This is a genomic window from Pseudomonas sp. m6p, from assembly GCF_055760375.1.
Window position 1 is genome coordinate 2,909,151 of the sequence record NZ_CM147084.1, and the last position, 26,205, is coordinate 2,935,355.

General features: G+C 62.2%; 23 protein-coding genes and 1 pseudogene. 6 read left to right on the plus strand and 18 right to left on the minus strand.

Annotated elements, in window-relative coordinates:
• Positions 1 to 87 precede the first annotated feature (87 nt).
• From ACYZUM_RS13305 to ACYZUM_RS13315, 3 genes are all read left to right on the plus strand, one after another.
• The gene (locus ACYZUM_RS13305) at positions 88 to 813 is read left to right on the plus strand and encodes an alpha/beta fold hydrolase (protein WP_108182900.1); all 726 of its coding nucleotides are present in this window, start codon (positions 88 to 90) and stop codon (positions 811 to 813) included.
• A gap of 107 nt (positions 814 to 920) precedes the next feature.
• On the plus strand, positions 921 to 1,355 hold the full coding sequence (locus tag ACYZUM_RS13310) for a GNAT family N-acetyltransferase (RefSeq protein WP_108184404.1): 435 nt from the start codon (positions 921 to 923) through the stop codon (positions 1,353 to 1,355).
• 70 nt (positions 1,356 to 1,425) lie between these two features.
• A complete protein-coding gene (locus tag ACYZUM_RS13315) occupies positions 1,426 to 2,262 on the plus strand; it encodes a PhzF family phenazine biosynthesis protein (protein WP_108182901.1) in 837 nt (278 codons plus the stop codon).
• Between the two features lie 64 nt (positions 2,263 to 2,326).
• On the opposite strand, the pseudogene ACYZUM_RS13320 reads toward ACYZUM_RS13315, so the two are convergent.
• The 5 genes and pseudogenes from ACYZUM_RS13320 to ACYZUM_RS13340 all read right to left on the minus strand — a co-directional run bounded on the left by ACYZUM_RS13320 (position 2,327) and on the right by ACYZUM_RS13340 (position 6,262).
• Positions 2,327 to 2,905 (minus strand): annotated as a pseudogene (locus ACYZUM_RS13320) (DUF4337 domain-containing protein).
• A 39-nt stretch (positions 2,906 to 2,944) separates the two neighbouring features.
• Positions 2,945 to 4,291 carry an ATP-binding protein gene (locus tag ACYZUM_RS13325; protein WP_108182902.1) on the minus strand — a complete coding sequence of 449 codons (1,347 nt, stop codon included), beginning with the start codon at positions 4,289 to 4,291 and terminating at the stop codon, positions 2,945 to 2,947.
• Positions 4,267 to 4,932 (minus strand): response regulator, encoded by a 666-nt coding sequence (locus tag ACYZUM_RS13330; protein ID WP_108182903.1) that lies wholly within the window; start codon positions 4,930 to 4,932, stop codon positions 4,267 to 4,269. Before ACYZUM_RS13330 ends, ACYZUM_RS13325 begins: the two co-directional genes overlap by 25 nt.
• A 98-nt stretch (positions 4,933 to 5,030) precedes the next feature.
• Positions 5,031 to 5,468 carry a hypothetical protein gene (locus ACYZUM_RS13335; RefSeq protein WP_108182904.1) on the minus strand — a complete coding sequence of 146 codons (438 nt, stop codon included), beginning with the start codon at positions 5,466 to 5,468 and terminating at the stop codon, positions 5,031 to 5,033.
• Between the two features lie 29 nt (positions 5,469 to 5,497).
• The gene (locus tag ACYZUM_RS13340) at positions 5,498 to 6,262 is read right to left on the minus strand and encodes a COG4705 family protein (RefSeq protein ID WP_108182905.1); all 765 of its coding nucleotides are present in this window, start codon (positions 6,260 to 6,262) and stop codon (positions 5,498 to 5,500) included.
• A gap of 195 nt (positions 6,263 to 6,457) precedes the next feature.
• On the opposite strand from ACYZUM_RS13340, the gene ACYZUM_RS13345 reads away from it, so the two are divergent.
• The gene (locus ACYZUM_RS13345) at positions 6,458 to 8,839 is read left to right on the plus strand and encodes a DUF3772 domain-containing protein (protein WP_108182906.1); all 2,382 of its coding nucleotides are present in this window, start codon (positions 6,458 to 6,460) and stop codon (positions 8,837 to 8,839) included.
• Positions 8,840 to 9,036: 197 nt separating this feature from the next.
• On the opposite strand, the gene ACYZUM_RS13350 is transcribed toward ACYZUM_RS13345, so the two are convergent.
• From ACYZUM_RS13350 to ACYZUM_RS13370, 5 genes are all read right to left on the minus strand, one after another.
• Positions 9,037 to 9,801, minus strand: a complete 765-nt coding sequence (locus ACYZUM_RS13350; protein WP_108182907.1) for an ABC transporter permease — start codon at positions 9,799 to 9,801, stop codon at positions 9,037 to 9,039.
• Entirely contained in the window at positions 9,801 to 11,000 is a 1,200-nt protein-coding gene (locus ACYZUM_RS13355; protein ID WP_108182908.1) for an ABC transporter substrate-binding protein, read from the minus strand. The genes ACYZUM_RS13350 and ACYZUM_RS13355 overlap by 1 nt, the downstream gene beginning before the upstream one ends.
• Positions 10,966 to 11,808 carry an ABC transporter ATP-binding protein gene (locus ACYZUM_RS13360; RefSeq protein WP_108182909.1) on the minus strand — a complete coding sequence of 281 codons (843 nt, stop codon included), beginning with the start codon at positions 11,806 to 11,808 and terminating at the stop codon, positions 10,966 to 10,968. Before ACYZUM_RS13360 ends, ACYZUM_RS13355 begins: the two co-directional genes overlap by 35 nt.
• A complete protein-coding gene (locus ACYZUM_RS13365) occupies positions 11,805 to 12,875 on the minus strand; it encodes an acyl-CoA dehydrogenase family protein (protein ID WP_108182910.1) in 1,071 nt (356 codons plus the stop codon). Before ACYZUM_RS13365 ends, ACYZUM_RS13360 begins: the two co-directional genes overlap by 4 nt.
• A gap of 64 nt (positions 12,876 to 12,939) precedes the next feature.
• On the minus strand, positions 12,940 to 13,485 hold the full coding sequence (locus tag ACYZUM_RS13370; RefSeq protein ID WP_007966370.1) for a carboxymuconolactone decarboxylase family protein: 546 nt from the start codon (positions 13,483 to 13,485) through the stop codon (positions 12,940 to 12,942).
• 103 nt (positions 13,486 to 13,588) lie between these two features.
• Here ACYZUM_RS13370 and ACYZUM_RS13375 point away from each other — a divergent pair, with 103 nt between their 5' ends.
• Positions 13,589 to 14,500, plus strand: coding sequence for an AraC family transcriptional regulator (locus tag ACYZUM_RS13375; RefSeq protein WP_108182911.1), 912 nt, complete (start codon positions 13,589 to 13,591; stop codon positions 14,498 to 14,500).
• Between the two features lie 814 nt (positions 14,501 to 15,314).
• On the plus strand, positions 15,315 to 15,776 hold the full coding sequence (locus ACYZUM_RS13380) for a DUF3574 domain-containing protein (RefSeq protein WP_108182914.1): 462 nt from the start codon (positions 15,315 to 15,317) through the stop codon (positions 15,774 to 15,776).
• On the opposite strand, the gene ACYZUM_RS13385 is transcribed toward ACYZUM_RS13380, so the two are convergent.
• The 8 genes from ACYZUM_RS13385 to ACYZUM_RS13420 all read right to left on the minus strand — a co-directional run bounded on the left by ACYZUM_RS13385 (position 15,773) and on the right by ACYZUM_RS13420 (position 26,202).
• A complete protein-coding gene (locus ACYZUM_RS13385; protein ID WP_108182915.1) occupies positions 15,773 to 17,137 on the minus strand; it encodes an APC family permease in 1,365 nt (454 codons plus the stop codon). The genes ACYZUM_RS13380 and ACYZUM_RS13385 overlap by 4 nt on opposite strands.
• 41 nt (positions 17,138 to 17,178) lie before the next feature.
• A complete protein-coding gene (locus tag ACYZUM_RS13390) occupies positions 17,179 to 19,566 on the minus strand; it encodes a TonB-dependent receptor plug domain-containing protein (protein WP_108182916.1) in 2,388 nt (795 codons plus the stop codon).
• 697 nt (positions 19,567 to 20,263) lie between these two features.
• The gene (locus ACYZUM_RS13395; RefSeq protein ID WP_108182917.1) at positions 20,264 to 21,319 is read right to left on the minus strand and encodes a substrate-binding domain-containing protein; all 1,056 of its coding nucleotides are present in this window, start codon (positions 21,317 to 21,319) and stop codon (positions 20,264 to 20,266) included.
• Between the two features lie 31 nt (positions 21,320 to 21,350).
• The gene (locus ACYZUM_RS13400) at positions 21,351 to 22,376 is read right to left on the minus strand and encodes an ABC transporter permease (RefSeq protein ID WP_108182918.1); all 1,026 of its coding nucleotides are present in this window, start codon (positions 22,374 to 22,376) and stop codon (positions 21,351 to 21,353) included.
• On the minus strand, positions 22,369 to 23,919 hold the full coding sequence (locus tag ACYZUM_RS13405; RefSeq protein ID WP_108182919.1) for a sugar ABC transporter ATP-binding protein: 1,551 nt from the start codon (positions 23,917 to 23,919) through the stop codon (positions 22,369 to 22,371). Before ACYZUM_RS13405 ends, ACYZUM_RS13400 begins: the two co-directional genes overlap by 8 nt.
• An 8-nt stretch (positions 23,920 to 23,927) precedes the next feature.
• Complete coding sequence (locus ACYZUM_RS13410; RefSeq protein ID WP_108182920.1) at positions 23,928 to 24,599, minus strand: methionine ABC transporter permease; 672 nt, start codon at positions 24,597 to 24,599, stop codon at positions 23,928 to 23,930.
• Positions 24,596 to 25,396: a methionine ABC transporter ATP-binding protein gene (locus ACYZUM_RS13415; RefSeq protein WP_086792814.1), complete on the minus strand. Its 801-nt coding sequence runs from the start codon at positions 25,394 to 25,396 to the stop codon at positions 24,596 to 24,598. Before ACYZUM_RS13415 ends, ACYZUM_RS13410 begins: the two co-directional genes overlap by 4 nt.
• Positions 25,393 to 26,202 (minus strand): MetQ/NlpA family ABC transporter substrate-binding protein, encoded by an 810-nt coding sequence (locus tag ACYZUM_RS13420; RefSeq protein ID WP_108182921.1) that lies wholly within the window; start codon positions 26,200 to 26,202, stop codon positions 25,393 to 25,395. Before ACYZUM_RS13420 ends, ACYZUM_RS13415 begins: the two co-directional genes overlap by 4 nt.
• Between the last annotated feature and the right edge of the window lie 3 nt (positions 26,203 to 26,205).

Consider the following 26,205-nt stretch of genomic DNA (forward strand, 5'->3'; position numbering starts at 1 on the left):
GCATCGAGAGGCTGCGCCAATGCCATTGGATCGCAGGCCTCGGTGCTCCTAGAGTGCGGACATCCGTTCAACACTCCAGGAATGCACATGAAAACCGAGCCCACATTGGTCATGGTCCCTTGCTTCGCCGGTGCACCGTGGCAGCTCGACCCACTCACCCACTTGCAGCACCGCGCCATGCGTACTTTGCGTTTGCCGGACGACGTCGCTGATCTGGAAAAACTCGCCAACTTCATCGTTGGTCAGGTGCAGGATCTCGAAAGCTATGTACTGGTGGGCGACTCCTACGGTGCGGTCGCCTCGATCGCCGTTGCAACACGCCAGCCCACAGGCCTCAAGGGCCTGGTGCTGTCCGGCGGTTTCGCCAGAAGCCCGATCACCTCGCCCCTGCTGAAAACGCTGGCCGCACTGGCGCCGTTTTTCCCCGGGCCGTTTTATCGCCAGGCGACCCTGCGCTTCCACGCCGCGCAACTGGCTTCATCGTTCGACAAGGAAGGTGAAATCCCTTGGTCATCTGCCAGGAGCCGTGCCTTCTTCATCAAGCACACCCCGCACAAGGCCTACGTCAACCGCGTGCGCTCGATCGAGAACGTCGACTACACCGACCTGCTGCCAAAGATCGACGTACCGACGCTGATCCTCACGCCCGAGGAAGACAGGCTGATCGGTAAACAGGCTGCGCGGATCCTGCTGAATGGCATAAAAAGCGCGCAGGAAGTCATCATGCCGAGAACCGGGCATATGTTCCGGTTCTCGCATCCGGTGGCGTATTCGTTGGAGGTCAGGCAGTTTCTGGAGCGGGTTGCGTTGTGATTGTCCGGGGGCAGTCAGATGCGGCGGGCCATGATCAATCCGAATTGCCGTTTATTGTTACAGCCGCTAGCCTCAGCAACAGCCAAAAGCACAAATCAGAGACCCGCATGACGCTACGCCCCGCCACCGATGGTGACCAGACAACCCTCTTTGACTTGCATCGAGCAGTCTTCCGCGAGCACATCGAGAAAATATGGGGCTGGGATGAGAAGTGGCAACGGGCAAATTTCACAGCGGAATTCGCCTGCGCAGCCACTTCGGTTATTGAACAAGATGGCCGGATTGTTGGATACGTGCAGATTCTGGATAAAGAGGATCGAATCCAGGTTCAGAACATCGCTATTTCGCAGGCGTACCAAGGCAAGGGCATTGGCTCGCGCATGCTGAGGAACCTCCAGCTGCAAGCCGCTGCCCGCAAGGTGCCGTTGCAGTTGGGCGCTTTTCGCACGAACACATTGGCGCAGAAGCTCTATGAACGACTGGGCTTTCGCCGGACTGGCACAACCGACACGCATATCGAAATGTCATGGACCGGCACCTGACATTCAGCAACCGTGATCCGAATCCATGAGCGTAAAAGACCTTCCCTGACTCAACCTGTAAGGACATTCAATGCCACGCTCGCTGCAGTTCGAACAAGTCGACGTATTCGCCGATCACCCCTACGAAGGTAATGCGCTGGCCGTGGTGGTGGATGCAGATGGGCTGACGACCGAGCAGATGCAGGCGTTCGCCCGCTGGACGCAACTCAGTGAGACCACTTTTCTGCTGAAGCCCGAGGCGCCGGACGCGCACTACCGTGTCCGCATCTTTACACCGTTGCGAGAGTTGCCCTTCGCCGGGCATCCCACGCTGGGCAGCTGCAAAGTGTGGCTCGCGCAGAACGACAAGCCTGAGCAGGTCGAGATTATCCAGGAGTGCTCGGCGGGCTTGATTCGGGTACGCAAACAAGGTCCGCAACTGGCGTTCTCCGCGCCACCATTGGTGCGCAGCGGGCCGCTGGAGGCAACGACGCTCAACCTGATTGAACAAGGACTCGGCCTCGCCACCGGGCAGATCCGCGCGAGCCAATGGGTCGATAACGGCCCGGGGTGGGCGGGCGTGTTGCTGGCGAGTCGCGAAGACGTGTTGGCGATCAAGCCTGATTACGCGGCGCTGCAGGGGCTGAATGTCGGGATTATTGCGCCGTGGGCGGGTCCAGACGCTGAAACGGACGTGGAAGTCAGAGCCTTCATGGGCGAGGAATGCGCCGAGGACGCCGTCACCGGCAGCCTCAATGCGAGCCTGGCTCAGTGGCTGATCGGCTCAGGCATCCTTGGCGACCGCTACACCGTGAGCCAAGGCACCGCCATCGGCCGCCGCGGCCGATTGAGCATCCAGAACGTGGACGGCACCGTCTGGGTGGGCGGTGCCGTTCAGCACTGTATTTCCGGCCGGGTGGTGTTTTGATGAGCCATGGCAGCCTGGGCGATTAACCGCGCCAACCGCTACTCCGAGCCGGAGTCGAACTCGCTCAAATATGCAGCCAGGCCAGCGATCCCAGCATGACGCCGACACCGGCGGCGCCAAACGAGACGCGCCGCAGCCATTCCTTGCGCGTCAGCAAGGTGATGGCTGCCAGTGAAATGGCGATTTGAATCGCGGTCATGGCCTGAGCCCAGCGGTGATGCTGATGCAGCACCTGCTCAGACTTTTCCTCCCACGCTTGTGCCTGTTGCTCAAGCACTTCGGCCTTCTTGCGCGCCTGCTCTTTCTGCTCCGCGTAGCGCCGCGCCTCGGCAGCATAGTGGGCGGAATCCAGCCCCGGCAGATGGCTGGCCAAATCCGACAGATTCTGCCGGCTGGATTTGGCCTAGTAGTAGTTCCATTCGTTGGCGGCTTCGGTCTTCTGGATCGCGGCGTTGTTTTTATCCATCGCCGCCTCACTTTCCGTCGAACCGGCCTGATAACTCATCAGGGCGCCCACGGTCGCCATGATCGCCGTCATCACCGCAATCTTGCTGGCGAAGCGATCGCCTTGTGCATGGGCATGATGGGTGGTGTGCTCGATGTGTTGCTCGTGGGGGCTGGGAACTTCGAACTCTTCAGGCATGGCTGTCGAACTGGGATGGGTGATGAAAGATGGGCGACATTATGAGGACAACCACAGCGAAACGCGCAAGCCACGCTGCGCCACTTCATCGACGAAACTCAAACCCACCCGAATCCCCGTCCGCTCGGCAATCGCCCTGACAATCGACAGCCCCAACCCGGACCCGGCTTCCCCGGTGCCCAGGCTGCGGTAAAACGGATCGAACACCAGCGCCTGTTCTTCGCCGCGGATGCCCGGCCCCGAGTCCTTGATTTCGATGCGCGCGCCCGCCTCCGTCCGTTCGACGCTGAGGTCGACTCGCCCGCCCGCCGGGGTATAGCGGATGGCGTTATCCACCAGGTTCTTGATCAGGATGAACAGGTCCAGTTCGTTGATGAGGACCGGCACGTCCTCGACGCTGTCAACGCCGATATCGATGTCTTTGTTCTCTGCCAGTGGCAGGAGGTCTTCCAGTACACGGCGAAACACTGCATGTACCGACACGGTGGCCTCGGCGCGTTGCGCGATTGATTGTGCGGCAGCCAGGGCGAGCAATTGCTCGATCAGCTTGCGACTGCGCTCGATCCCCTGAGCCAGTGGCAGAAAGTTCTGCCGGGTGTCAGCCGACATGGGCGTAGCGGCCAATCGCTCGGCCTGCAGGGACAGCGCCGTCATCGGCGAACGCAGCTCATGGGCGGCATCGGCGATAAACCGTCGTTGCGCCTCCATGGCCTGTGCAACGCGGCGGAGCAATCGATTGATCGCCACGACGAAGGGCCGGATCTCGCTCGGCAGGTGCTGTTCATCAATCGCATGCAGCGCCTGTTGGTCACGCTGATCGATTTCCGCCGAGAGGGTCGCGATCGGGCGAAACAGCTTGCGCACCAGATCCGCCACCACCAACAGCAGCACCGGAAACAGAATCAGAAACGGCAACAGACTGCGCCACGCGCTTTCCCGTGCTTCCTTGTCGCGCACGTCGGCTTCCTGCGCGACCGCGATGCGCTCGCCTGCCGAGGTGGTTCTGACCAACACACGATAGTTTTCACCGGCTATGTTCAACGTCGACAAACCATCGGCCAGGGTCAGCGGAAAGGGCAACGGAAGGCTGGCGTCGTCAGTGCCGAGCGCTTTGCTGCTGTCGGCCAGGTACTGCACGGTGATCCGCGAGTCTTCATCCTCACCAACGGCCTGGACGGCAGCGGGATACCCCAGGGTCATGTGCTGCCGGTCAAACAGCAGCGCGACCTGGCGCAAGCTTTCGTCCTGCATTTCGTGCGCTTCGTCGAGCGCCGAAACGAATGCGAATGCACCGGCGAGCAAAGCGACGATGAGAATCGCCAGTGACAGCGTGACCGAAAGCCGTGCCTGCACCGAATCGCTCAAACGCCTTTTGAAACCATCCATCCCATCCCCCTGACATTCTTGATGACATGGTTTCCCAGTTTGCGCCGCAGCGAATGGATCAAAAACTCCACCGCGTTGCTTTCCACTTCGTTGCCCCAGCCGTAAATCCGGTCCTCAAGTTCACTGCGCGAAAGAATCGCCCCCGGGCGGATCAACAGCGCCTGCAACAGCGCAAACTCGCGACTGGACAGTTGCACTTCAATGACTTGCGCGGTGGAGGCCTGTTTGGACACCAGGTTCAACGACACCTCGCCATTATCCAGCAGCGATTGCGCGTTACCGCCGCGACGGCGCAATACCGCACGCATCCGCGCCAGCAACTCGGCCATGGCGAAAGGTTTGAGCAGGAAGTCGTCGGCGCCGCCATCGAGGCCGCGCAGCCGGTCATCGAGGCCATCGCGGGCGGTGATAATCAGCAGCGGCACGGGGTTGTTGCGCGCGCGAATGGCGTCCAGCACATCAAGCCCGTCCTTGCCGGGCAGGCCGAGGTCCAGCAACACCAGGTCGTAGTTCTGAGTGTCCAGCGCCGCCAGCGCGGTGAGGCCGTTTTTCACCCAGTCGGTGGCGTAGCTCGCGTCCTTGAGCGCGACTTCGATGGCTTCGCCAATCATCAGGTCATCTTCGACCAACAGAATCCGCATGCAGCGCTCCGACAGAGAAAAGCGCGATGGTCATTGCCATCGCGCCTGTATTGAAGCACTTGAACCGGCGTTTGTCCGCCGCCGCTTCAGCGCTGTGATCACTGTTTGCCATTCAGCGAATCGAAGGCGTTCAGCAGATCATCCATGGCCGCCTTGCAGTCAGCCTGCTGCGGCGAGCTGGCGCGCAGGGCATCCAGCGCGCGGTCAATCGCCTTGTCCAACACATGCCAGTCGGCAGCGGCACGCGGCTTGATGCCGGCTTCGGCGGAGTCCCAAGTCGTTTCCAGATCCTTGATACGGGTCTTGGCGCCGGGCAGGTCATTTTTCTCGACCAGCGCACTGACGTTGGCGGCGATGTTGCGGAACTCGCTCAGGTCACCCAGCTTCGAGCCCGATTGCGGCGGCGCGCTCAAAGAGCTGGTCGGTGCACCGGCAGCGGGTTTGTCAGCGGGTTTCGAGCAGCCGGCGAGGCTGCCGAGCAGCATCAGAGACGAGATGATCGCGACGTGGCGAAAAACGGTTTTGAAGGCGTGCATGTTGATTCCTTGAGGGAGTATCCAAACGTTTATTGAGTGAGGGTTTTGCGATTGCCAAGGCTGATCTGCGCGACCGCCACCAGCAGCACGATGACAGTGAGGAAGATCGCACTGGTCCAGGCGGCGCCCATGCCCAGGCCACCGTAAGTCTTGGCCTGAGTCAGCAAGTCACCGAGAGAGGCGCCGAACGGACGAGTCAGGATGTAGGCGATCCAGAAGGTCAGCACCACGTTGGCCCCCATCCGCCTGGCCAGCAGCGTCGCCGCAAGCAGCGCGCCGAAAATCACTGCACCGACGGTGAAGCCCAGCCCCAGCGCTTCGGTGGCCAGGTCCCCGGCGGCAGTGCCCAAGGCAAAGGTACAGAGCACCGTAGACCAGTAAAAAAGCTCGCGCCGCGGCGTGTTGATTTCACGGATCGACAGGCTGTCTTCCATCGTGAACCAGATCAGGAAATTCACGGCCAGCAACACCGAGAACACCGCGGTGCTGACGTACAGGCTGATGTCGAGCATGTCGGTCATGATGTCGGTGATCTGCGTGCCGACGATGCTCACCAGCACCACGGTCAACCAGTAGATCCAGGGTGTATAGGCAGTTTTGCGCATTTGCAAGAACAGCGCCCCCCCGAGTAACAGCGCCATGCCGATGCTGGTCCAGCCAGCGCCGAAGCCAATATCCACGGCGAGGAAGTCAGCGCCGGTTTCACCCACGGTCGTCGAGAGAATCTTGATTACCCAGAAGGCCAGTGTCACTTCGGGGACTTTGTTAAGCCATCCGGCTTTTGCGGGATTCATGTGCGGGTTGCCTCTCCTGTCCAGCGCTGAATGTGCGCTGAGGGAGACGATAAGGGCCAACACTTAGCTGAGACTGAGGGCGTACACGAAGCGATTGATTCAGTGGCGCGCCCTGCTCTGCCGAAATTTTCCGCCGTGCCCGGTTCGATCACCTAACCTCATAGATTGTGTGATCAACGAGAACCGGCCCCTCCGATGCGCAACACATTGAAGTCATTGTTTTTTGTCGCGCTGACCGTGCTCGCTTCGGGCAGTTCGCTGCTGTGCGCGGCGGATTTGCCGGCGCCCTCGGCGACCACTGCGGCACCGCTGGTGGAGGTCTCGCAAAGTGATCTGCAAGCCTTACAACTGCGTCTCGACGGCCTGAAGCAGCAGATTTCCGCCGCCAACAATTACAACCAGCTCGAAGGCCCGCAGGACCGGGTGCAGACGTTCATTCTGGATGTCGATCGGTTGTCCGCATCGTTGTTGCCGCAGCAGGCGCAACTGGCGGTGCAACTGGGGGTGCTCGGCGCCGCACCGGATACGCAGATTGCCGCCGAACAGGCGGAAATCGCCGCACAACGGGCGTTGCTCAGCGAGCAGAAAAACAAGGTCGATGCCACGCTCAAAAGCCTTGCCGCGCTCAAACAAAGCGCAGCCGAGCTGATTACACAAATCGCCGGCATCCGCCGCACACTGCTCGAAAGCGAACTGACGCTGCGCACCGACAGCATCCTGAGCCCGGACTTCTGGTCGCCATTGGTCGCGCCGGAGCCGGACGACCGCCAGCGCCTGAAGTTTTTCATCGATCAGGTGAACCTCACCTGGGCCACCGTATGGGCCCCGGGGGAACGGTTTTTCACCTGTGTGCTGGTGCTGCTGGCGCTGGCTTTCTGGACGGTCGGCCGCCGACTTGCCGAACGCGGTCTGACCTGGCTGTGCATCCACCGCATGCCGGAAGGTCGCCTGCGTCGCAGCGCGCTGGCATTCGCCTCGGCGCTGGCGACCCTGGGCACCACAGCCATCGCCCTGCATCTGCTGTTCTATGCCTGCACCCGTCACGAGCCGCTGACGCCAGTGCTGCAGACTTTTTCCGAAGAATTCGAAAAAGCCGTTTACGCCTGCGTCCTGATCACCGCGTTGAGCCGCGCACTGCTGTCGACCCAGCATCCTTCATGGCGGCTGCCGGCGATGGCCGATTCGGTGGCGCTGGCGTTGCGCCCGTATCCGAGGATTCTCGCCGCCACCCTGCTGGTGCTGGTGACGCTGGTGCAAGTCAGCAACGCCACCGGCATGAGCAGCCAGATCGTGATCGCCCAGCGCGGGGTGATCGCCATCGTGGTGATCGTGATTCTGGTGCCGTTGCTGTTGCGCGTCGGCAAAGTGCGCAAGGCGTTGATCAGCGCCAATGAACCGGAGGCCGCCAGCACGTTCGCCGGAGCGATCTACAGCATCGCCACGGTGTGCATGTGCATATCGGCGCTAGCCTTGCTCACCGGCTACGTGTCGCTGGCCCGCTTCGTCACCTATGAATTGGTCTGGGCCTATATCGTGCTGGCCGGGTTCTATTTACTGGTGCAAGTGGTCAAGGACGCCTGCGAGTACCTGTTCTCGCCGCGCTACTCGGCGGGCAAGACGCTCAAGCAGACTTTGGGCCTGGGCGACCGGCGGCTGGAACAGATCTCGATTGTGCTGTCCGGTGCCAGCCGCGCCGGGCTGTTGCTGCTGGCGGTCATCACCTTGTTCGTCGGCGGCATCGGCACCACGTTCGGGCAACTGACCAGCAATGTCCTGGGCATTCTGGGTGGTGCCGGCTTGCGCAAGCTGAACATCGTCCCTGCGCACCTGATCAATGCCGTGCTGGCGCTGCTGATCGGTATCTACCTGATCCGCGCCCTGCGCCGCTGGCTCGACAACGAATTCCTGCCCAAGACCGACATGGATCCGGGCATGTGCGCGTCGCTGAGCACGCTGTTTTCCAACATCGGTTATGCCACGGTTATCCTCCTGACGCTGTCGTCACTGGGCGTGCGCTGGACCAATCTGGCGTGGATCGTCAGTGCGTTGTCGGTGGGGATCGGTTTCGGCTTGCAGGAAATCGTCAAGAACTTCGTCTCCGGGCTGATCCTGCTCACCGAGCGCCCGGTGAAGGTCGGCGATCTGATCAGCATCAGCGGTGTCGAAGGCGATATCCGCCGGATCAACGTGCGCGCCACGGAAATCCAGCTCAGCGACCGCTCCATCGTGATCGTGCCCAACTCGCAACTGATCTCGCAGAACCTGCGCAACGTCACCCTCGGCGGCAGCGCTCAGGGGGTGGCGAGCCTGGAGCTGATGTTCCCGCTGGACATCGACCCGGAACAGGTCAAGGAATTGCTGCTGAACACTTACCACGAAAACGAAAACATCCTCGACAAACCGGCGTCGTACGTACGCTTCAGCAAACTCTCGCCCGATGGCATCACCTTGACGGTGACGGGCTATGTCGGCAGCCCACGGATCGTCGGCGGGACCAAGAGTGATCTGCTGTTCGAGATTCTCAAGCGCCTGGGGGATGCGGGGATTGCGCTGGCGAAACCAGCGTCGAGCCCGTGACCCCTAAAAGGTTTTGCGGTGTACACGGACTTGGTTACTGGCCGAGATTACTGTGGGAGCTGGCTTGCCAGCGATGGCGGTGGGTCAGTCTGCAAGGTGGTGGCTGACACGACCCCATCGCTGGCAAGCCAGCTCCCACAGGGCTTTGTGGTGATTGCGGGATTGCGCGCAGGGAACAAGCCTACTCGCGAAGAGCCTCAGGCCGGCGCCCAGCGCCGATGCAGCCAGCGCGCCAACGCATCCAGCGCAAAGCCCAGTACGCCGATCAGCAGCACCATCGCCATCAGTTCCGAATACGCCAGGCGATCACGCGTATCGAGGATGAAGTAGCCCAACCCGGCGCTGACCCCGAGCATCTCGCACGGCACCAGTACGATCCACAAAATGCCGATCGACAGCCGCACCCCGGTCAGCACATGGCCGAGCACGCCGGGCAGGATCACCTTGCGCAGGGTTTCCCAGCGGGTGGCGCTGAGGCTGCGGCTGAGTTGCAGCCAGCGCGGGTCGAGCTGGCGCACGCCGGCCACGGTGTTGAGCAGGATCGGCCACACCGCGGCGAAGGTCAGCAGGAAGTAGATCGGCTGATCACCAACGCCCATCAGCATCACCACCACCGGCATCCACGACAGCGGCGAAATCATCCGCAGAAACTGAAACGCCGGCGTGGTCGCCGCTTCCAGATGCCGGTAGCTGCCAATCATCAAGCCCAGCGGCACACCGATCAGCAGCGCCATCAGCAGCCCGACCAGAATCCGCTTCAGGCTGACCAGCACATGCTCGTACAGCTCCGGGCGCAGCAACAGGTCGCCAAGGCTCGCCAGAGTTGCCTCGGGTGAAAAGCGCAACGCAAGGCTGTCGTTGCCGCCAAACAGATGCACACCCAGCCACCACAGCAGCAACAGGCACAACAGCCCCGCTACACCCAACAAACCCTGCACGGTCAATGAAGATCGCTGGCGCATCAGAGGCCGAACTCCTCGCTGCGTTCGAAGCTTTCCGGCAGGCCGAAGGTCTGCATGCCGCCAACGGCCGCGATGGCGTTGCGCACGAAGCGATCATCCACCAGATCCTTGGCGGTCTGCTGCGGATCGAGGCTGGCGAGGAAACCCTTGTCGCCCTCGATCAGCGTGTCCTTCAGACGTTTGACCAGTTCTTCGGTGTAGCTGGGGAACGGGTACGGCTGAAAATCGATGCGCTGCTCGTCCCAATGCCTGTGCTGAATCGCGCCGCTGGCCAGATACTGCTCGCGGTCGCTGCTGGCCGGCGACAGCACCCGGTCGAGCACCGGTTGCGCGTGCGGCGTATAGCGATTGGCGCCGTCCTTGGACAGCAGTTTTGCGGCCTCGGCGCGGTTGTCGCGGGTCCAGACCTGCGCCTTGACGATCGCATTGACGACTTTCTGCGACCACTCGGGACGGTGGTTCAGATCCTGCTCGTGCATGAACACCACGCAGCAAGCGTGATTACGCCAGACGTCGCCGGTAAAACGCTGTACGCGGCCAACCTTGAGTTCCTCGGCCAGCGCGTTGAACGGCTCGGCGACGATGTAACCAGCGATGCGTTTACTCGCCAGGGCCGGCGGCATATCGGACGGCGGCAGCACCAGCAGATTGACCTCATTCGGCGCCAACGCGGCGCTCGCCGATTTGCTCACCGGCACCAGCCCGTGATCGCGGAACAGCTGCTGCACCACCACGTTATGAATCGAATACCAGAACGGAATCGCCACCGATTGCCCACCGAGTTGCTTGACCTCGGTGATGCCCGGCGCCACGGTCAGGCCCGAGCCGCCGACGTGGTTCCACGCCACGACCTTGGCCGGCACCTTGCTGCCGTAACGCGCCCATACGGTCATCGGTGACAGCAGATGAATCACGTTGACCTGCCCGGAAATGAACGCCTCGATCACCTGCGCCCAACTGCGCAGCAGCACCGGGCGCTCGGCCTGAATGCCTTCGGCCTCGAACAGCCCGTTGTTGTGCGCCACCAGCAACGGCGTGGCGTCGGTGATCGGCAGATAACCGATGCGCACCGGCGCGTTCGGCTCGGCAGCGGCACGGGCATTCAGGCTGTTGAGCAGCGGCAACGCGCCGCCAGCGGTCAGCAACGCGCTGAGTTTTAGGAAGTCACGACGTGTGTGAGTAAAGTCGTCCAGGCACATGGTCAATCTCCGACGTAGCGGGCACAGGTTGAGTGAGGGGGTTGCGGCTTGCCCGCCGAAGGGTTTTGAGGATGTCGATGCGCAGCGCGCCCAGTTCCTCGACCAGCTCGGCACGCGGCTGAGGCAGGTCGATGCGCCACTCGCCGAGGATGTGCGCCGGGCTGTTACCCAGTAGCAGAATCCGCTCGGAAAGCAGCAGGGCTTCGTCGATGTCGTGGGTGATCAACACGGCTGCGGTGTGGTGCTCGGCAATCAGTTGCAGGAGCAACTGCTGCATGTCGGCGCGGGTGATTTCATCCAGCGCGCCGAACGGTTCATCAAGCAACAGCACCTGCGGCTGACGGGCCAGACAACGGGCCAGCGCGGTGCGCTGGGCCATGCCGCCGGACAGCTGCGCAGGGTGCTGCAACCGCGCGTGTTCGAGGCCGACCGCAGCGATGGCGTGGTCGATCCGCGCCTTGCGCTGCTCGGCCGTGAGATGCGGCTGGCGGGCGAAGTCGAGACCGAAGGCGACGTTCTTTTCCAGGGTCAGCCACGGCAACAGGCTCGGGTCCTGAAACGCCACCGCCACTCGAGGGTGCGCCCCGGTCAGCGGTTCGCCAAGCAGGCTCACCCGCCCCTGTTGCGGTGCCTGCAACCCCGCCAGGACACGCAGCAGACTCGATTTGCCGACACCGCTGGGGCCGAGAATCGTCACCACTTCGCCGGGCTGCAATTGCAGGTCGAAGTGCTCCAGCACGGTGTGCCAGCCCTGCTCTCGCGGGTAGCCGAGGCTGATGCCCTGCGCCTCCAGCACCGGCGCGGTCATGCCGTCGCTTCCCGTTTCTGCCGCTGCAATTCGGCGCGCAGTTGCACCAGGCTCGGCGTGACGATCGGCACGAACGCCGACTCACGCCAGCGCCGGGCGAAACCACTGCCGTGCTCGGTCAGATAGGCCTTGCCGCCGCTGGATTGCAATTCCAGTTGCACCGCATTGGCAGCGGATTCGGCCAGCGCGATGCGGATCTGGAACAAGGCGCCCGGCTGGGTCAGGAAACGCCCGTCGTGCAGGCCCTGCTTGAGCGCGTCGACGCTCTGCGCCAATTGCTCGCGTTGTTCCTGCAACGGCTCCAACAGGATCGAACGACCGTCCTGCAAATGTCCTTCGACCTCGGCCAGCGCCCGTCGCGCCAGACCCATCGCCATGCCGCACTGCAAGCCAAGAAACGCCGGGCGCACCGCTGGCAGAAACTTGCGCGCATCTTCATGCAGCAGCCATTCGCGACCGACCGCCACTTGGGCGAAATCGATGGCGGCAGTGTTGCTCGATTGCAGCCCCATCAGCTGCAGGTCGGCGGAACGTGTTACGCCGGCCGCTCCATCCGGGATGGCTAGCACGAAGGGTGAACCGCCCGCCTCATGCTCGATCGCCGCCGCCACCACAAAACCGCTTTTGCGCAGGTTGGTCACCCAATGCAGGCGCCCGTTCAAGGTCCAGCCGTCAGCGGCACTGGCGGCGCGCACTTGCAGTGCCTCGATGCCTGACAGGTACTTCATCGCGTTGGACAAACCGGTGGCGCCGGCCAGTTCTGCGCTGAGCAGTGAAGGCAGCAGCTTTTCCCTCAGTGCAGCGTTGGGACTGTGCAGCAAGTATTCGATAAAGGCCCTTTGGCCCCAGAATACGAACGCCGCTGCCAATGAATGGCTGGCGACGGCGGCCAGGGTTTCCACGGCATCGGTGACGTGACCACCGCTGCCGCCCAGCGCCGGACTGACGCCGACCCGTAACACCCCGGCCTGCGCCAGTTGTGTCAGCACCTGTTGCGGATCGCCGTCGCCCGCATCCAGGGCCTGGGCGTTGTGTTCCAGCCATTGCATCAATGCCGGATTGAGCATGTCGTTTCTCTCCTTGTACGCAGCCGCATCAACCATAGACGATGCGGCCCGAAGCGCTGGCGGATTACGCGCGATACGCCGCCAGCTCAGGGTTGAGCGGCGTGTCGGCGAACACGTTGGCGAAGTTGCACAGGGTCGCCAGGCTGATGCCGAGGATCACTTCCAGCGCATTGCCTTCGGTGTAGCCGGCAGCCTTGAACTGGTTGAAGGTCTGATCGCTGACCTTGCCCCGGGTGGCAATCACTTCGCGGGCAAATGCGGCCAGGGTTTCCAGTTTTTCCACGGGCACGGTGGCTTTCTCACGCAGCGCACTGACCACTTCCGGCGGCAGTTTGGCCTTATTCAGCGCCACGGCGGTATGACCTGCGACACAGAAATCGCAACCATGGTTGGTGGCCGCAATCAGTTGCACCACTTCGCGCTCGGCGAGGCTGAGTTCGGACTTGCCATTGAGCGCCGATACCGTAACGTAGGTTTCCAGCGCGGCCGGGGCATTGGCCAGCACGGCCAGCAGGTTCGGAATGAATCCGGAGTTTTTCTGCGCATTTTCCAGAAACGGTCTGGCGGCTTCGGGAGCGCTTTGTACGGTGTGTAGAGTGACGCGCGACATGGAGTGAACTCCTGCTGTTGAGTGTCCGGCCAGTCTGTTGGTTATAAAAATTTCGATCCATATTCTAAAGTAGCGATTACTTGCTCCTGAGTGTTTCCATTAGATGATTTCGTCCAGCCCTTTGGTTGATTGGTTATTAGAAAGCCTCGAACTCGACGCCAGCCTGTTCCACGTCGGGCGCTATTGCGGTGGCTGGCACGCGAGTACGCATGGGCTGGCGCGCGCCAGTTTTCACTTGATCGTGCAGGGGCGTTGCTGGCTGCACATTGATGGGCAGGCACGGTCGATACCGTTGAACGCCGGGGATGCGGTGTTTCTGCTGCGGGATCTGAATTACCGCCTCTCCAGCGCCGAAGAGACAGCCCTCGCCCAGACGCTGCCGCGCATCGCCATGACCGCGCTCGACAGCCAGGCGCAGGACGGTGTCGGGCTGGTTTGCGGGTTCTTCCATTTCAAGTCGGGATTGTCATCGCTGATCATCGAGGGGTTGCCAGACTGGATCATCCTGCGCGCGGGCGATCCGTCTTCCAGCGCGGCGCGAGCCTTGTTCGAGTTGATCCTGCAAGAGTGCGAACGCCTGCCGGCGCCCTCCTCGGCGCTGCTCGAACGCTTGAGTCATCTGCTGTTTTTGTACGTGCTGCGTCAGCAGATGGCCGACAACCAGAGCCTCGGCGGCCTCGTGGCATTGGCGCGCAATCCGCAGTTCGCGCCGTTGCTGGACCAGTTGATCGCACAACCGCAGTTGCCGTGGTCGCTGGAGAGCATGGCGGCGAGTACCGGCCTGTCGCGCTCGGCATTTTTCAAACGCTTCAACGAACTGGCCGGGCAATCGCCGGGGCAGGTATTGCTGGCGTTGCGCATTCGGCATGCCTGCCAGTTGCTGCGGACTAACCACACGGTGGAACAGGTGTGTGCGGCGGTGGGCTATCAGTCGATCGCCGCGTTTACCCGGGCATTTGCCAAGTCGGTGGGCGTGCAACCGGGGGCTTATCGCAAGCAGCATGAGGGGCGCTGAGCTTGCTCGCGAAAGCGTCAGATCAGCCAACCTCATCACTGAATGTCACACCGCTTTCGCGGGCAAGCCCGCTCCCACAGGGGGTTGTGTCGATCAGTGGCTTTGTGCACGCCACAAAACCTGTGGGAGCTGGCTTGCCAGCGATGGCGTTGGCACATCCAACGTCTTTATCGACTGAGCCGGCGCTTTCGCGGGCAAGCCCGCTCCCACAGGGGATTGTGTCGATCAACGGCTTTGTGCACGCCACAAAACCTGTGGGAGCTGGCTTGCCAGCGATGGCGTTGGCACATCCAACGTCTTTATCGACTGAGCCGGCGCTTTCGCGGGCAAGCCCGCTCCCACAGGGGATTGTGTCGATCAGCGATTGGTGCACGCCACAAAACCCGTGGGAGCTGGCTTGCCAGCGATGGCGTTGGCACATCCAACGTCTTTATCGACTGAGCCGGCGCTTTCGCGGGCAAGCCCGCTCCCACAGGGGGTTGTGTCGATCAGCGGCTTTGTGCACGCCACAAAACCGGTGGGAGCTGGCTTGCCAGCGATGGCGTTGGCACATCCAACGTCTTTATCGACTGAACCGGCGCCTTCGCGGGCAAGCCCGCTCCCACAGGGGGTTGTGTCGATCAGCGGCTTTGTGCACGCCACAAAACCTGTGGGAGCTCGCTTGCCAGCGATGGCGTTGGCGCGTTCGGTACCCACGACTCGATGATTTCTTATTCCATTAATCAACCAAGAAATCATTTTTTAATCTTTTATCGCTATTAATCTCAGCCCCTATCATTGCGCGTCTGCACTTGACTCATAAAAGGAATGTTCCATGCAAAGACGCCTGTTACTGGCTGCACTGTTTGTCGCTGTCGCCGGGTGCGCCAGTCCTCCTGCTGTTTCGGTGCATACCAAAGACCCCGCCAGCTCGACCCTGCAAGGTGACGCCTCGCGCCCGGCGCAGGCGCAGTGGATCCGCACCGAGTTGTACTTCTCGGTGGGCACGGTCGATGGCAAGGACGGTGCGGTCAGCCCGGCGCGCTGGCGCGAGTTTCTCGACAAGGAAGTGACGTCGCGGTTTCCCGACGGTTTCACCGTGTTCGATGCCTATGGGCAGTGGCGTGATCATGGGGCAAAGGAGCCGGAGCGGTTGAGCACCAAGGTCATCGTGATCCTGCACGAAAACAATCCGCAGAACGCCGGCAACATCGAGGCAATTCGACTGGCGTACAAACGCATCACCGGGGACTTGTCGGTACTGCGTCTGTCGCAACCTGCCGAGGTATCGTTCTAATCGCTGATCTGTCCGAGAGCTTGCCGAGGCGTCGACGCCAGGCGGCTCAATCCCGCCAGCAGCAGCGCCCCCATCAGCAACACGCCAATCCCCAGAAATGCGCCCCACCCCACCACTGTCACGCTCGAATAAAGCATGTACAGGCACAGCCCGAAAAACAGCAGCGGTAATAGCGGATACAACGGCACCTTCACCGGCCTCGGCACGTCGGGAAAGCGTCGGCGCAGGATGATCAACGCCAGGCTGCTGAAGCTCAGAAACAGCCAATACACCGGGGTCAGGTACTCGACCATGGTGTTGAAGCCGCTCTGGGTGAAACTGCCGAACAGCACCAGCAACAACGCCACTGAGCCCTCCGCCAGCAACGCTTTGCGCGGCACGCCGTCACGTTCGTGCCACTCGCCGAAACGACGCAACTGCGGCACATCGCGGGCAGCGGCATAGGTGGTGCGGGCGCCGACCAGCAAGGTCGAGTTGATGCTGGCGATGGCCGCAATACCCACCATCAGCAGAATCAGCAGCACACCCGGCGCGCCAAAGGCACGGTTCAACAACTCCACTGCCGGTGCGTTGCTCGCCGCCAGCCCGGCGAATCCAAGGCCTCGCACAAACGCCCAGTTCAGCGCCAGATAAATCGCCATCAGCAGCGTCAACGCGCCGAGCATGGCGATGAATATTCCACGTCGACCGTCGCGCACTTCCGCCGACAAGGTCGCCGCATCGCTCCAGCCACCGAATGCCAGAAACACGAAAATCATGGCCGCCGAAAGCCCCGCCATACCGGTGTTTTCCGGCGCAACCGAGACGCTTGCTGGCGCGGCTTCGATCCCCTGCCACGCCAGCCACACCCCGGCGCTGGCGATGCTCAGAAAGCCCAGCGCCAACAAGCCCACCAGCAAGGTCTGGGTGATGAAACCGATGTGCTTGCCCGTGAGATTGAGCAGCACCAGCGCAGCGATCACCCCGCCAGCAAACAACCCCGAGCCGTATCGACCGAGCGGCACCACGGCGTTGACGTAATCGGCAAACATGAACGCCGACAAGGCGATCCAGCCGGTGTGCATCACCGAGAAGCGTGACCAGGCAAACAGGAACCCCATGCGCTCGCCATAGGCGGTGCGCAGAAAGTGATAGTCGCCGCCAGGATGTGGGAATGCCGTGGCCATTTCGGCAAAGCACAACGCCCCGGCCATCGACGCCAGGCCGCCGAGCACCCACACCCAGTAGAAATATTCCCGCCCGACGTTCAGCGCCACGGTCGGCGCGGTCTTGAGGATGTCGGTGGTGATCACCATGCCCAGCGTGATCAGCAGCGCCTGCAACACTGGCAGATGGCGCTTGGGGCCGTTGGAGTGATTCATGCAGAGTTCCGCAGAAGATCCGCCGTCCATGGCGGTGCGGCTCAGAAGCCGTAAGTGGCGCTGGCGTAGTAGTAAGCGCCGTTGGTGCCGATCGGCGACAGCACGTCATACGGCAGGTTGCCGCCGTAATTGATCGCCGAGCCGGAGCGCTCCGGGTAGTTGTCGGTGAGGTTGTTGCCGCCCAGGGCGACGCTGAATTTCGGGGTGAATTTGTAGGTCACCTCGGCGTCCAGTTGCCACACCGCGCCGTAGGTCTGCTCCGGTTGCGAGTCGCCAAAGTCGAACACGCGAGTGGTTTCGCCCTGCCGGGTCAGACGCCCGAGCAGGCCCCAGTGTTCGCTGGCCCAGTTGGCGGAAAACACGAAGCGATCCTTGGGCGCCGCGTCAGTCAGGGTGTTGGTTTCTTCAACGCCGACCAGTGCATCGTTGCCGATACCCAGCGCCGTCAGTTGCGCGGGCGTGCCTTTGGTGCTGGTGACTTTGGTGTGGTTGTAGGTGTACGCGGTGGTCAGGCCCAGTTGCCCTTCATACAGCGGCTGGTGGTAGTTGAGCACCAGTTCGGCACCGTGGGTGCTGGTGTCGGCGGCGTTGGTGAAGAAGTTGACGTCATGCACCCCGGCCACGCCGAAATTGTCGTTGATGTATTGCTCCATGGCATCGCTGCCGATGCGCTGCGACAGGGTGATGCGATCCTTGACGTCGATACGGAACACATCGAGCGAGGCATCGAAGCGCTCGTTGAGCTGGAAGGTCAGGCCGAGGCTGAAGTTCTTCGAGGTTTCAGGATCGAGCTTCTCGGCCCCCAGCGCGCGGGCGATCGGGTCGTTGACCGAGAGCACACGAATATCGGTGAGCGTGCCGCCTTCGCCAAAGTTGCTGGTGGTGTTCTGAAAGCCGCTCTGCGCCAGCGACGGCGCGCGGAAGTTGTTCGACACCGCACCGCGCAACGCCCACTGCTCGGTCAGTTTGTAGCGACCACTGAGCTTGCCGGTGAGTTTGCTGCCGGCATCATCGTAATGTTCCCAGCGGGTGGCGGCGTCGACGAAAAAGCGGTCAGTCAGATCGCCCGACAACTCGGCGTAGGTAGCAAACACGTTGCGGTCCAGGTCCGACTCTTCGCTGGGGCGCAGGCCGTTGGCGCCGTCAGCGCCGGAACCGATGTACGAGGCCGCGTCACCGGCGTAGGTCAGGTAGTTTTCGTAGCGGTATTCACCGCCCAGCGCCAGCACGAACGAGCGTCCGCCGAGGCGCAGTTCGCGGCTGAAATCGAGGTTGGTGGTGGTCTGGCGCAGCTCGTAATCGCCGGTGTCGAACCGGGTCGGCGAGTCCTCACCGAGGCTGACGTTGAGCGTGCGGCGGGTGGAGCCGTCGAAGCGGTTGCGGCCATGGGTCACGCTGCTGTCGAAGTCCCAGTCTGCGCCGATCATGCCTTTGAAACCGGCGGTGGCAGAGACGTCCTTGTTGTCGCCCAGCGACTGCGGCAGGTAGCCGTTGGGATAGAACTGCGGCTGCTCGTAGGGGTAGCGATAGAATTCGGCGCCGGTGGTGTGGCGCTGGTTGTAGGTGCCGAAGCTGTAAGCCTTGCCACCCGCCAGCGGCAGCTCACTGTTGAACCACAGGTTGACGTCCCGCGCCAGGCCGTCGCCCATCACGTAGTTGCGCTGGTCCGGGGTATTGGCAAAACCGTCGAAACCGGCGCGGTTGGTTGGATTGCGATTTTTGTACTCGGTGCCGCCGCGAATGAACCCGCCCTCTTCACCCAGACGCGTGCCGATCTTGGCCGTGGTCACGCTGTTCTGGCCGTCGGTGGTGGTTCTGCCGATGGCGTCCTGATGGGTGTGAAACGCGCCGTAGCTGGTGGACACTTCACCACCCTCGGGCGCGTCGTCGAGGATGATGTTGATCACCCCGGCAATCGCGTCGGAACCGTACTGCGCCCCGGCGCCGTCGCGCAGCACTTCGATGCGTTTGATCGCGCTGATGGGGATCGAGTTGAAGTCCACCGGCGCCGTGCCGCGACCGATTTTCGACGAGTCGTTGACCACCGCCGAGGTGTGACGGCGCTTGCCGTTGACCAGCACCAGCACCTGATCCGGACTCATGCCGCGCAGCTGTGCGGCGCGCACATGGTCGGCACCACCGGAATTGGACTGACGCGGCATGCTGAACGACGGCAGCAACGTCTGCAGCGCCTGGCCCAGTTCACCGTCAGCCGCGCCCGTGGACTTGAGATCGGCGGCGGTCAACACGTCCACCGGCACTGGAGAATCGAGCACCGTACGTGCCGTGCCCCGAGTGCCGGTGACCAGCACGGTACCCAGCCGTGTGTCATCGTCAACGCGGGTGGAAGTGTCTTCGGCTTGCGCCGGAAGTTGCCAGATCGCACCGACCACCGCGATGGCCAGTAATGAACGCGAACGCTGATACATGGGACAGCTCCTTTATCGCAGCTAATACCCGGCCGTTACCGACAATAAAGGGTCGGCAATCAATGCACGGCAATGTCTGCTGTAGTTATGGAAATCAGGAAGGCGGTGAAGGCTGATTAGTGACTGAAGCGCAGCATCCCCAAAGTCAGTTTCTCCGTTGAACACCGATGCTAGACGGGCTGAAGGCTTGCCGTAAAAGAACCAATAACACTTAGGTTAGATCCGGCTGAATAGTTGTTTTTAGAGCAACACAAGTGTTGTTCCATCAACACTTAAACCAACTAAAGATCAACTAACTAAAATGTAGACCACTTCCCTGTGGGAGCTTGCTTGCCAGCGATGGCGTTGGCACATCCAACATCTTTATCGACTGAACCGGCGCCTTCGCGGGCAAGCCCGCTCCCACAGTGGATTGTGTCGATCAGCGGATTGGTGCACGCCGCAAAACCTGTGGGAGCTGGCTTGCCAGCGAAAGCGATGTATCAGTCAATAAATAAGGTGGCTGAACAGGCCCTATCGCTGGCAAGCCAGCTCCCACAGTGGATTGTGTCGATCAGCGGATTGATGCACGCCGCAAAACCTGTGGGAGCTGGCTTGCCAGCGAAAGCGGTGTATCAGTCAATAAATAAGGTGGCTGAACAGGCCCTATCGCTGGCAAGCCAGCTCCCACAGGGATCGGTGGATGAATACAGATTTTTCAGTTCGCCACAGGAATCCACTCCGCCCGCGCCACGTTGGCGGTATCACCGAACGCCGGGAGTTTCTGCGCCAGGTCGCGAACGTTTTTCACGTCCAGATCGAGCAGTTGCTGACGGGTGATCAGGGTCGGCGGCACCAGCACCTGATGCCCCGGATTTTCGCCGGCAATCAACATTGCCAGACTGCGCACGCTGATCGCCCCCGCGACTTGCGGATTGACCGCTGCGGTCGCCGCCCAGGCGCTGTCCGGTTCTTTCATGATCTGAATGTCGGCGGTGGAAATGTCGGCGCTGTAGATCTTCACCTTGCGCCCCAGCCCGGCCTCGTCGACGGCGATTTTCGCGCCTTTGGCGAACTCGTCGAACGGCGCGAAGATCACGCGGATATCCGGATTGGCGCGCAGCACCGCGCTGGCCTGATCCGCCACCGAGTTGGCAATCGGCGGATTGAGCGTGCCGAACCGCGCCTTCTCGATGATGCCCGGATTGGCCTTTTTCACCTCACTCCAGATCTCGTCGCGGCGCTCCATCGGCGTGAAGCCGCTGATGTACACGTAACCGGCATCGAACCGCGTGCCGTTGTCTTTCACGGCCTGATCCAGCGCCAGCCGCGCCAGTGCATGGTGATCCTGCTCGACCTGAGTCACTTGCGGACTGTTCAGGTCAACGTCGAACGCCACCACCTTGATGCCTTTGGCGATCGCCCGGTCAATCGGTCCCTTGAGGGTTTCCGCCAGGCCCAGTTGCACGATGATCCCGTCGACCCCGAGGTCAATCGCCTGATCGATCATCTCGCCCTGACTCGCCGCCTGCTGCCGCGCATCGAACACCCGCAGATTGGCCCCAAGCGCCTCGGTCTGTTTCTCCACGCCGCGCAGGTACGCCTCGGGAAAGTCCCCGGAAAACAGGTAACCGACCAGCGCGATCTGCACCTGGCCCTTGTCGAACGGCGCCGGAGCACCCGGCAATGCCTTGGCCTGAGCGCTCAACGCCAACGCCGAAAGCACCGCGCCGGCGAGGCAATGGCGTGCGAACTGCTTGATTGAACCGTGCATACATCTTCCTTGCAGCGACAAATGAACCGGCTCAGCGCGCCCGATGCGCGAGGCCGAAGGTGAACATCAGGGCCAGCACCAGCACCAGTCCCTTGACGAAATCCTGCGCGTAATACGGCGCGTTGAGCATGGTCAGACCGTTGAGCAATGAAGCAACCAACAACGCGCCGACCAAAGTGCCGAACGCATTGGGCTTCTTCGCTCCGAGCACGGCAAAACCGATCAGCGCCGCGCCGAGGGCGTCCAGCACCAGGCCGTTGCCGGAGCTGACATCGCCGCGCCCCAACCGCGCCGCCAACAGCAAACCGCCGAGCGCGGCGAGCAACGCCGACAGCACGTAAGCAAGTAACTTGAAGCGCTGTACCGGCGCCCCCGCCAGCCGCGCTGCCTGCTCGTTGCCGCCAATCGCATAAAACAACCGGCCGATGCGCGTGCGCTCGAGAAACAGCCACACCGCCAGCGCCACCAGCGCCGTGATCAACACCGGAACCGGCACCACCTCCCACAAACGTCCGCGGCCGAGGGCGAGAAACGCCGCGCTGAACGTGCCTTCGGTTTCCACACCACTGGGCAAGGTCATGCCCACCGCAATCGAGCGCCCACCCGTGGGAATCAGTTGCACGCCGATCACCAGAAACATGCTGCCCAGCGTCGCGAGAATATCCGGCACCCGCAGCTTGACGATCAGCCAGCCATTGAGCAGCCCGACCAGTGCGCCACCGCCCAGACTGATCAGCACCGCCGGCACCGCGCCCCAGCCGAGCACCACCATCACGTAACTGGCGATCATCAGGCTCATCGCCGCCACCGCACCAATCGACAGATCAAGTCCGCCGACGGCCATGGTCAGGGTCACACCGAGAGCCAACAGCGCAACGATCGACACCGACTGCAAGATGCTGAACAGATTGCCGACGCGCAAAAACGCCGGCTCCGCGACACTGAAAAACACCACGATCAGCGCCAGCAGCCACAACAGGCCGTAGCGGATCAGCGCGTGCAACAGGCGCTCGGCGGGTGCCGTAGCGGACGACAACAATGAACTCGAATCAGGCACTCGCTCTGCTCCTTGGCGTGGCATGAAAGGGATGTTCGCTAGCGTCGCTGCCGGCCAGCGCGGCGACCAGGGTCGCGCGTTCAAGGCCGGCGCGCGGGTATTCGCCGACCACCGCGTGATCGCGCACCAACAGAATCCGGTCGGCGATTTCCAGGGCTTCATCGACATCGGCGCAGATCACCAGGGTCGCGCGGCTGGCGGCAGTGTCGCGCAGCAATTGGCCGATCTCGCGACGGGCGCGCACGTCGACGCCCTGAAACGGCTCATCGAGAATCAACACCCGCCCGTCCCCGAGCAGCCAGCGACCCAGCACAACTTTCTGTTGATTGCCGCCGGACAGCGCACTCATCGGCACCTCGATACCGGCAGTCTTGATCCCCAGCGCCGCGACTTGCGTCTCGACCGCTGCGGCTTCGGCGCGGTTACGAATGAAACCGGCGCGGGTGAAGCGCTGCAGAAACGGCAGCGTCAGGGTCCGGCGCAGGGAGAAATCCGGCACCAGCGACTGACTGGCACGATCCTCCGCCGCGAGAAACACACCGCTGCGAATCGCCGCCCTTGGCGAACCCGGCAGCCAGTCCACGCCGTCCAGTTGCAGACTGCCGGCCACAGCTTTGCGCAAGCCGAACAGCACTTCGGCAATCTCGCTTTTGCCGGCGCCGAGCAGCCCGGTCAGCACCACCACTTCGCCTTGGTGCAGGTCGAAATCGAAGCGCCTGGAGCGCGGTAAAACCTGCAAACCGCGCACGCCCAATACTTTTCGGCCCACGCTGCCGGGCGTGTAGACATGCCCGTCCAGCGCCTGCCCGAGCATGGCGTGCACCGCTTCCGGCAACTGCCGTGCGCTGAATTCCCCGGCCAGTCGACCATCGCGCAGGACAATGGCGCGGTCCGCCACCCGTTGCAGATCGGACAAGCGATGGGAGATGTACAGAATCGCCACGCCACGGCTGCGCAGGGTGTCGATCAGCCCGAACAGCCGCTGCGCCTCGGCATCTGATAACGCTGCGGTCGGCTCATCGAGAATCAGCAGACGCGGCTGCAGGGCAAAGGCCCGCGCCAGCACCACCAACTGCCGTTCGGCCTGGCCCAGGTGTTCAATCGGCTGCTCCAGCGGCAATTTCAGGCCCAGCCCGGCGGCGATACTCGCGGCGCGCTCCAGCAGGCGCTGGCGGTTGAGCCAGAAGTCCGCGTCGGGCCTGCACAACTCATCGAGCAGGAGGTTTTCCGCCACGCTCAAACCGGGCGCAATGCCCTCATTGATCTGCTGATGCACGGCAACGATTCCGACTCGACGGGCCGACAGCGGCGAACTGAATTGCCGGGGCTGGCCGTCGATGTAAATCTCGCCGCCATCGGCGCGCTGGCTGCCGGCGAGAATTTTCACCAGCGTCGATTTGCCGGCACCGTTGGCACCGAGCAACGCCACCACTTCGGCGGCATGAATCTGCAGGCTGACGCGATCCAGTGCGCGGTTCGAGCCGAAGCGCTTGCTCAATTCACGCACTTGAATCAGCGGCGCGCGGGCCACGACGACACTCATAAAATTCCTTAACGTCGATGGGCCAGCGAACGCACCAGCCGGTCGCCCAGGCTCTGCACGCCCTGCACCAGAATGACCAGCACCACCACGGTGGCGACCATCACTTCGTTGTTGAAACGCTGATAGCCGTAACGGATCGCCAGATCACCGAGGCCGCCACCGCCAATCACCCCGGCCATGGAAGAAAAACCGATCAGCATCACCAGCGTCAGGGTGATCCCCGCCAGCAGGGCCGGCAGCGCTTCGGGCAGCAGCACTTTGCAAATCACATGGCGGATATCGCCGCCCATGGCGAGGATCGCTTCGATCCGGCCTTTGTCGACTTCGTCCAGCGCGTTCTCGACGATCCGCGCGAAAAACGGAAACGCGCCGATGGTGATCGGCACCACCGCAGCGGTGCTGCCGAGGGTCGTACCCACCAGCAGACGCGTCAGCGGAATCAGCGCAATCAACATCACCACAAAGGGTAGCGAGCGCCCCAGATTGACCAGCGAACCCAGCGCGGCATTGAGCCGTGGCAGCGGCCGCAGGCCGTCGCGGCGACTGATAAACAGCAACACCCCGAGCGGCAAACCGATCAGCAGCGTGAACAGCCCGGCAAGCAAGACCATGTACAGGGTTTCGCCGGTGGCGTTGAACAGCAGTTGCAGGATTTCATCCCAGTTGATCGCGCGGTTCATGACTGAGCCGCTCGCACGCCGTATTGCTTGAGGAAGCTGAGCCCGGGGATGTCGTGGCCCAGCGGCAGGCCGCAGGTCGGACGCAACGACGTGCCGAGACTCGACTGCGGATCGGCGAGCAAACGCGGCACCGGGCCGGACTCGACCAGGCGCCCGTCGGCCATCAACGCTGCGTGATCGCAGATCGACTTGACCACGTCCAGCTCATGGGTGATCAGCACAATGGTCACACCCAGTTGCCGGTTGATATCGCGCAGCAGCTCAAGAATCGACGCGGTGGTTTCCGGGTCCAGCGCACTGGTGGCTTCGTCCGACAGCAGATACGCAGGCTCCGCTGCCAGGGCGCGGGCAATCCCCACCCGCTGTTTTTGCCCACCGGACAACTGCGAGGGAAAGGCTTGCGCCTTGTCCGTCAAACCGACCAGTTCCAGCAGCTCGCGCACCCGCACATGGCGCCACGGTTTGCCGACGTTGGCGATTTCCAGCGGCACGGCGATGTTGTCGAACACGGTGCGCGAGTGCAGCAGATTGAAGCCCTGGAAGATCATGCCGATGCGCTGACGCTGGCGGCGCAGGTCGCTGGGCGTCAAGGTCAGCAGGTCCACGCCGTCGATGAGAATTTGCCCGCTGTCCGGGCGTTCGAGCAGATTGAGACAACGCAACAGGGTCGACTTGCCTGCGCCGCTGCGCCCGAGGATGCCGTAGATCGCGCCGTCGGGAATACTCAGTGACACCTGATCCAGTGCCGGTGCCGGCGCTGACGGGTAGGTCTTGCTCAAACGCTCGACGACGATCATGGCTTGGCATCCTCCACCGGAATCACCGACCCCTTGAAGTTATCGCTGATGTATTTCGCCACTTGCGGCGAGGTCAGGTCTTTGGCCAGTTGTGCGATGCGCGGATCGTTTTGCAGTGTCGGCGTAGTCACCAGGATGTTGGCGTACGGATTGTGCTCGGCCTTTTCCAGCCCCAGCGCATCCTGGGCCGGCACCAGTCCGGCTTCCAGTGCGTAATTGCCGTTGATCACCGCGAGGTCGACATCGTCCAGCGCCCGAGGGATTTGCGGCGATTCGATTTCGAGGATCTTCAGCTGTTTCGGGTTCTCGGCAATGTCCTTGGGGGTGGCCTGATCGGCCGCCGGATCCTTGAAGCCGGGCTTGAGTTTGATCAACCCGTTGTCCTGCAACAGGTACAGCGCACGGCTCAGGTTGGTGACGTTGTTGGGCACGGCGACGGTGCCTTTTTCCGGCACCTCGGCGAAGCTTTTGTGCCGGCGCGAATAGATGCCCAACGGCTCGATATGCACCGTGGCGGCCACCGCGAGTTTCTGCCCCAGCGCTTGTTCCTGGGATTTCAGGTACGGCAGATGCTGGAAGTAATTGGCATCGACATCGCCATGCACCAACAGCTCGTTGGAGTTCACGCCGTTGGGAATCTCGATGACCTTGAGGTTGAGTTGCGGATCGATTGTCTGGATGTACGCGAGAATCTGCGCGTGGGGCACCGGATCAGCGGCCACCCGCAGCGGCTCCAGCGCCTGAGCACCGAACGAAGTCACCAGCGCGCCGAGCACGGCCAGGGTCAAACCTGTTTTTTTCAACATGGG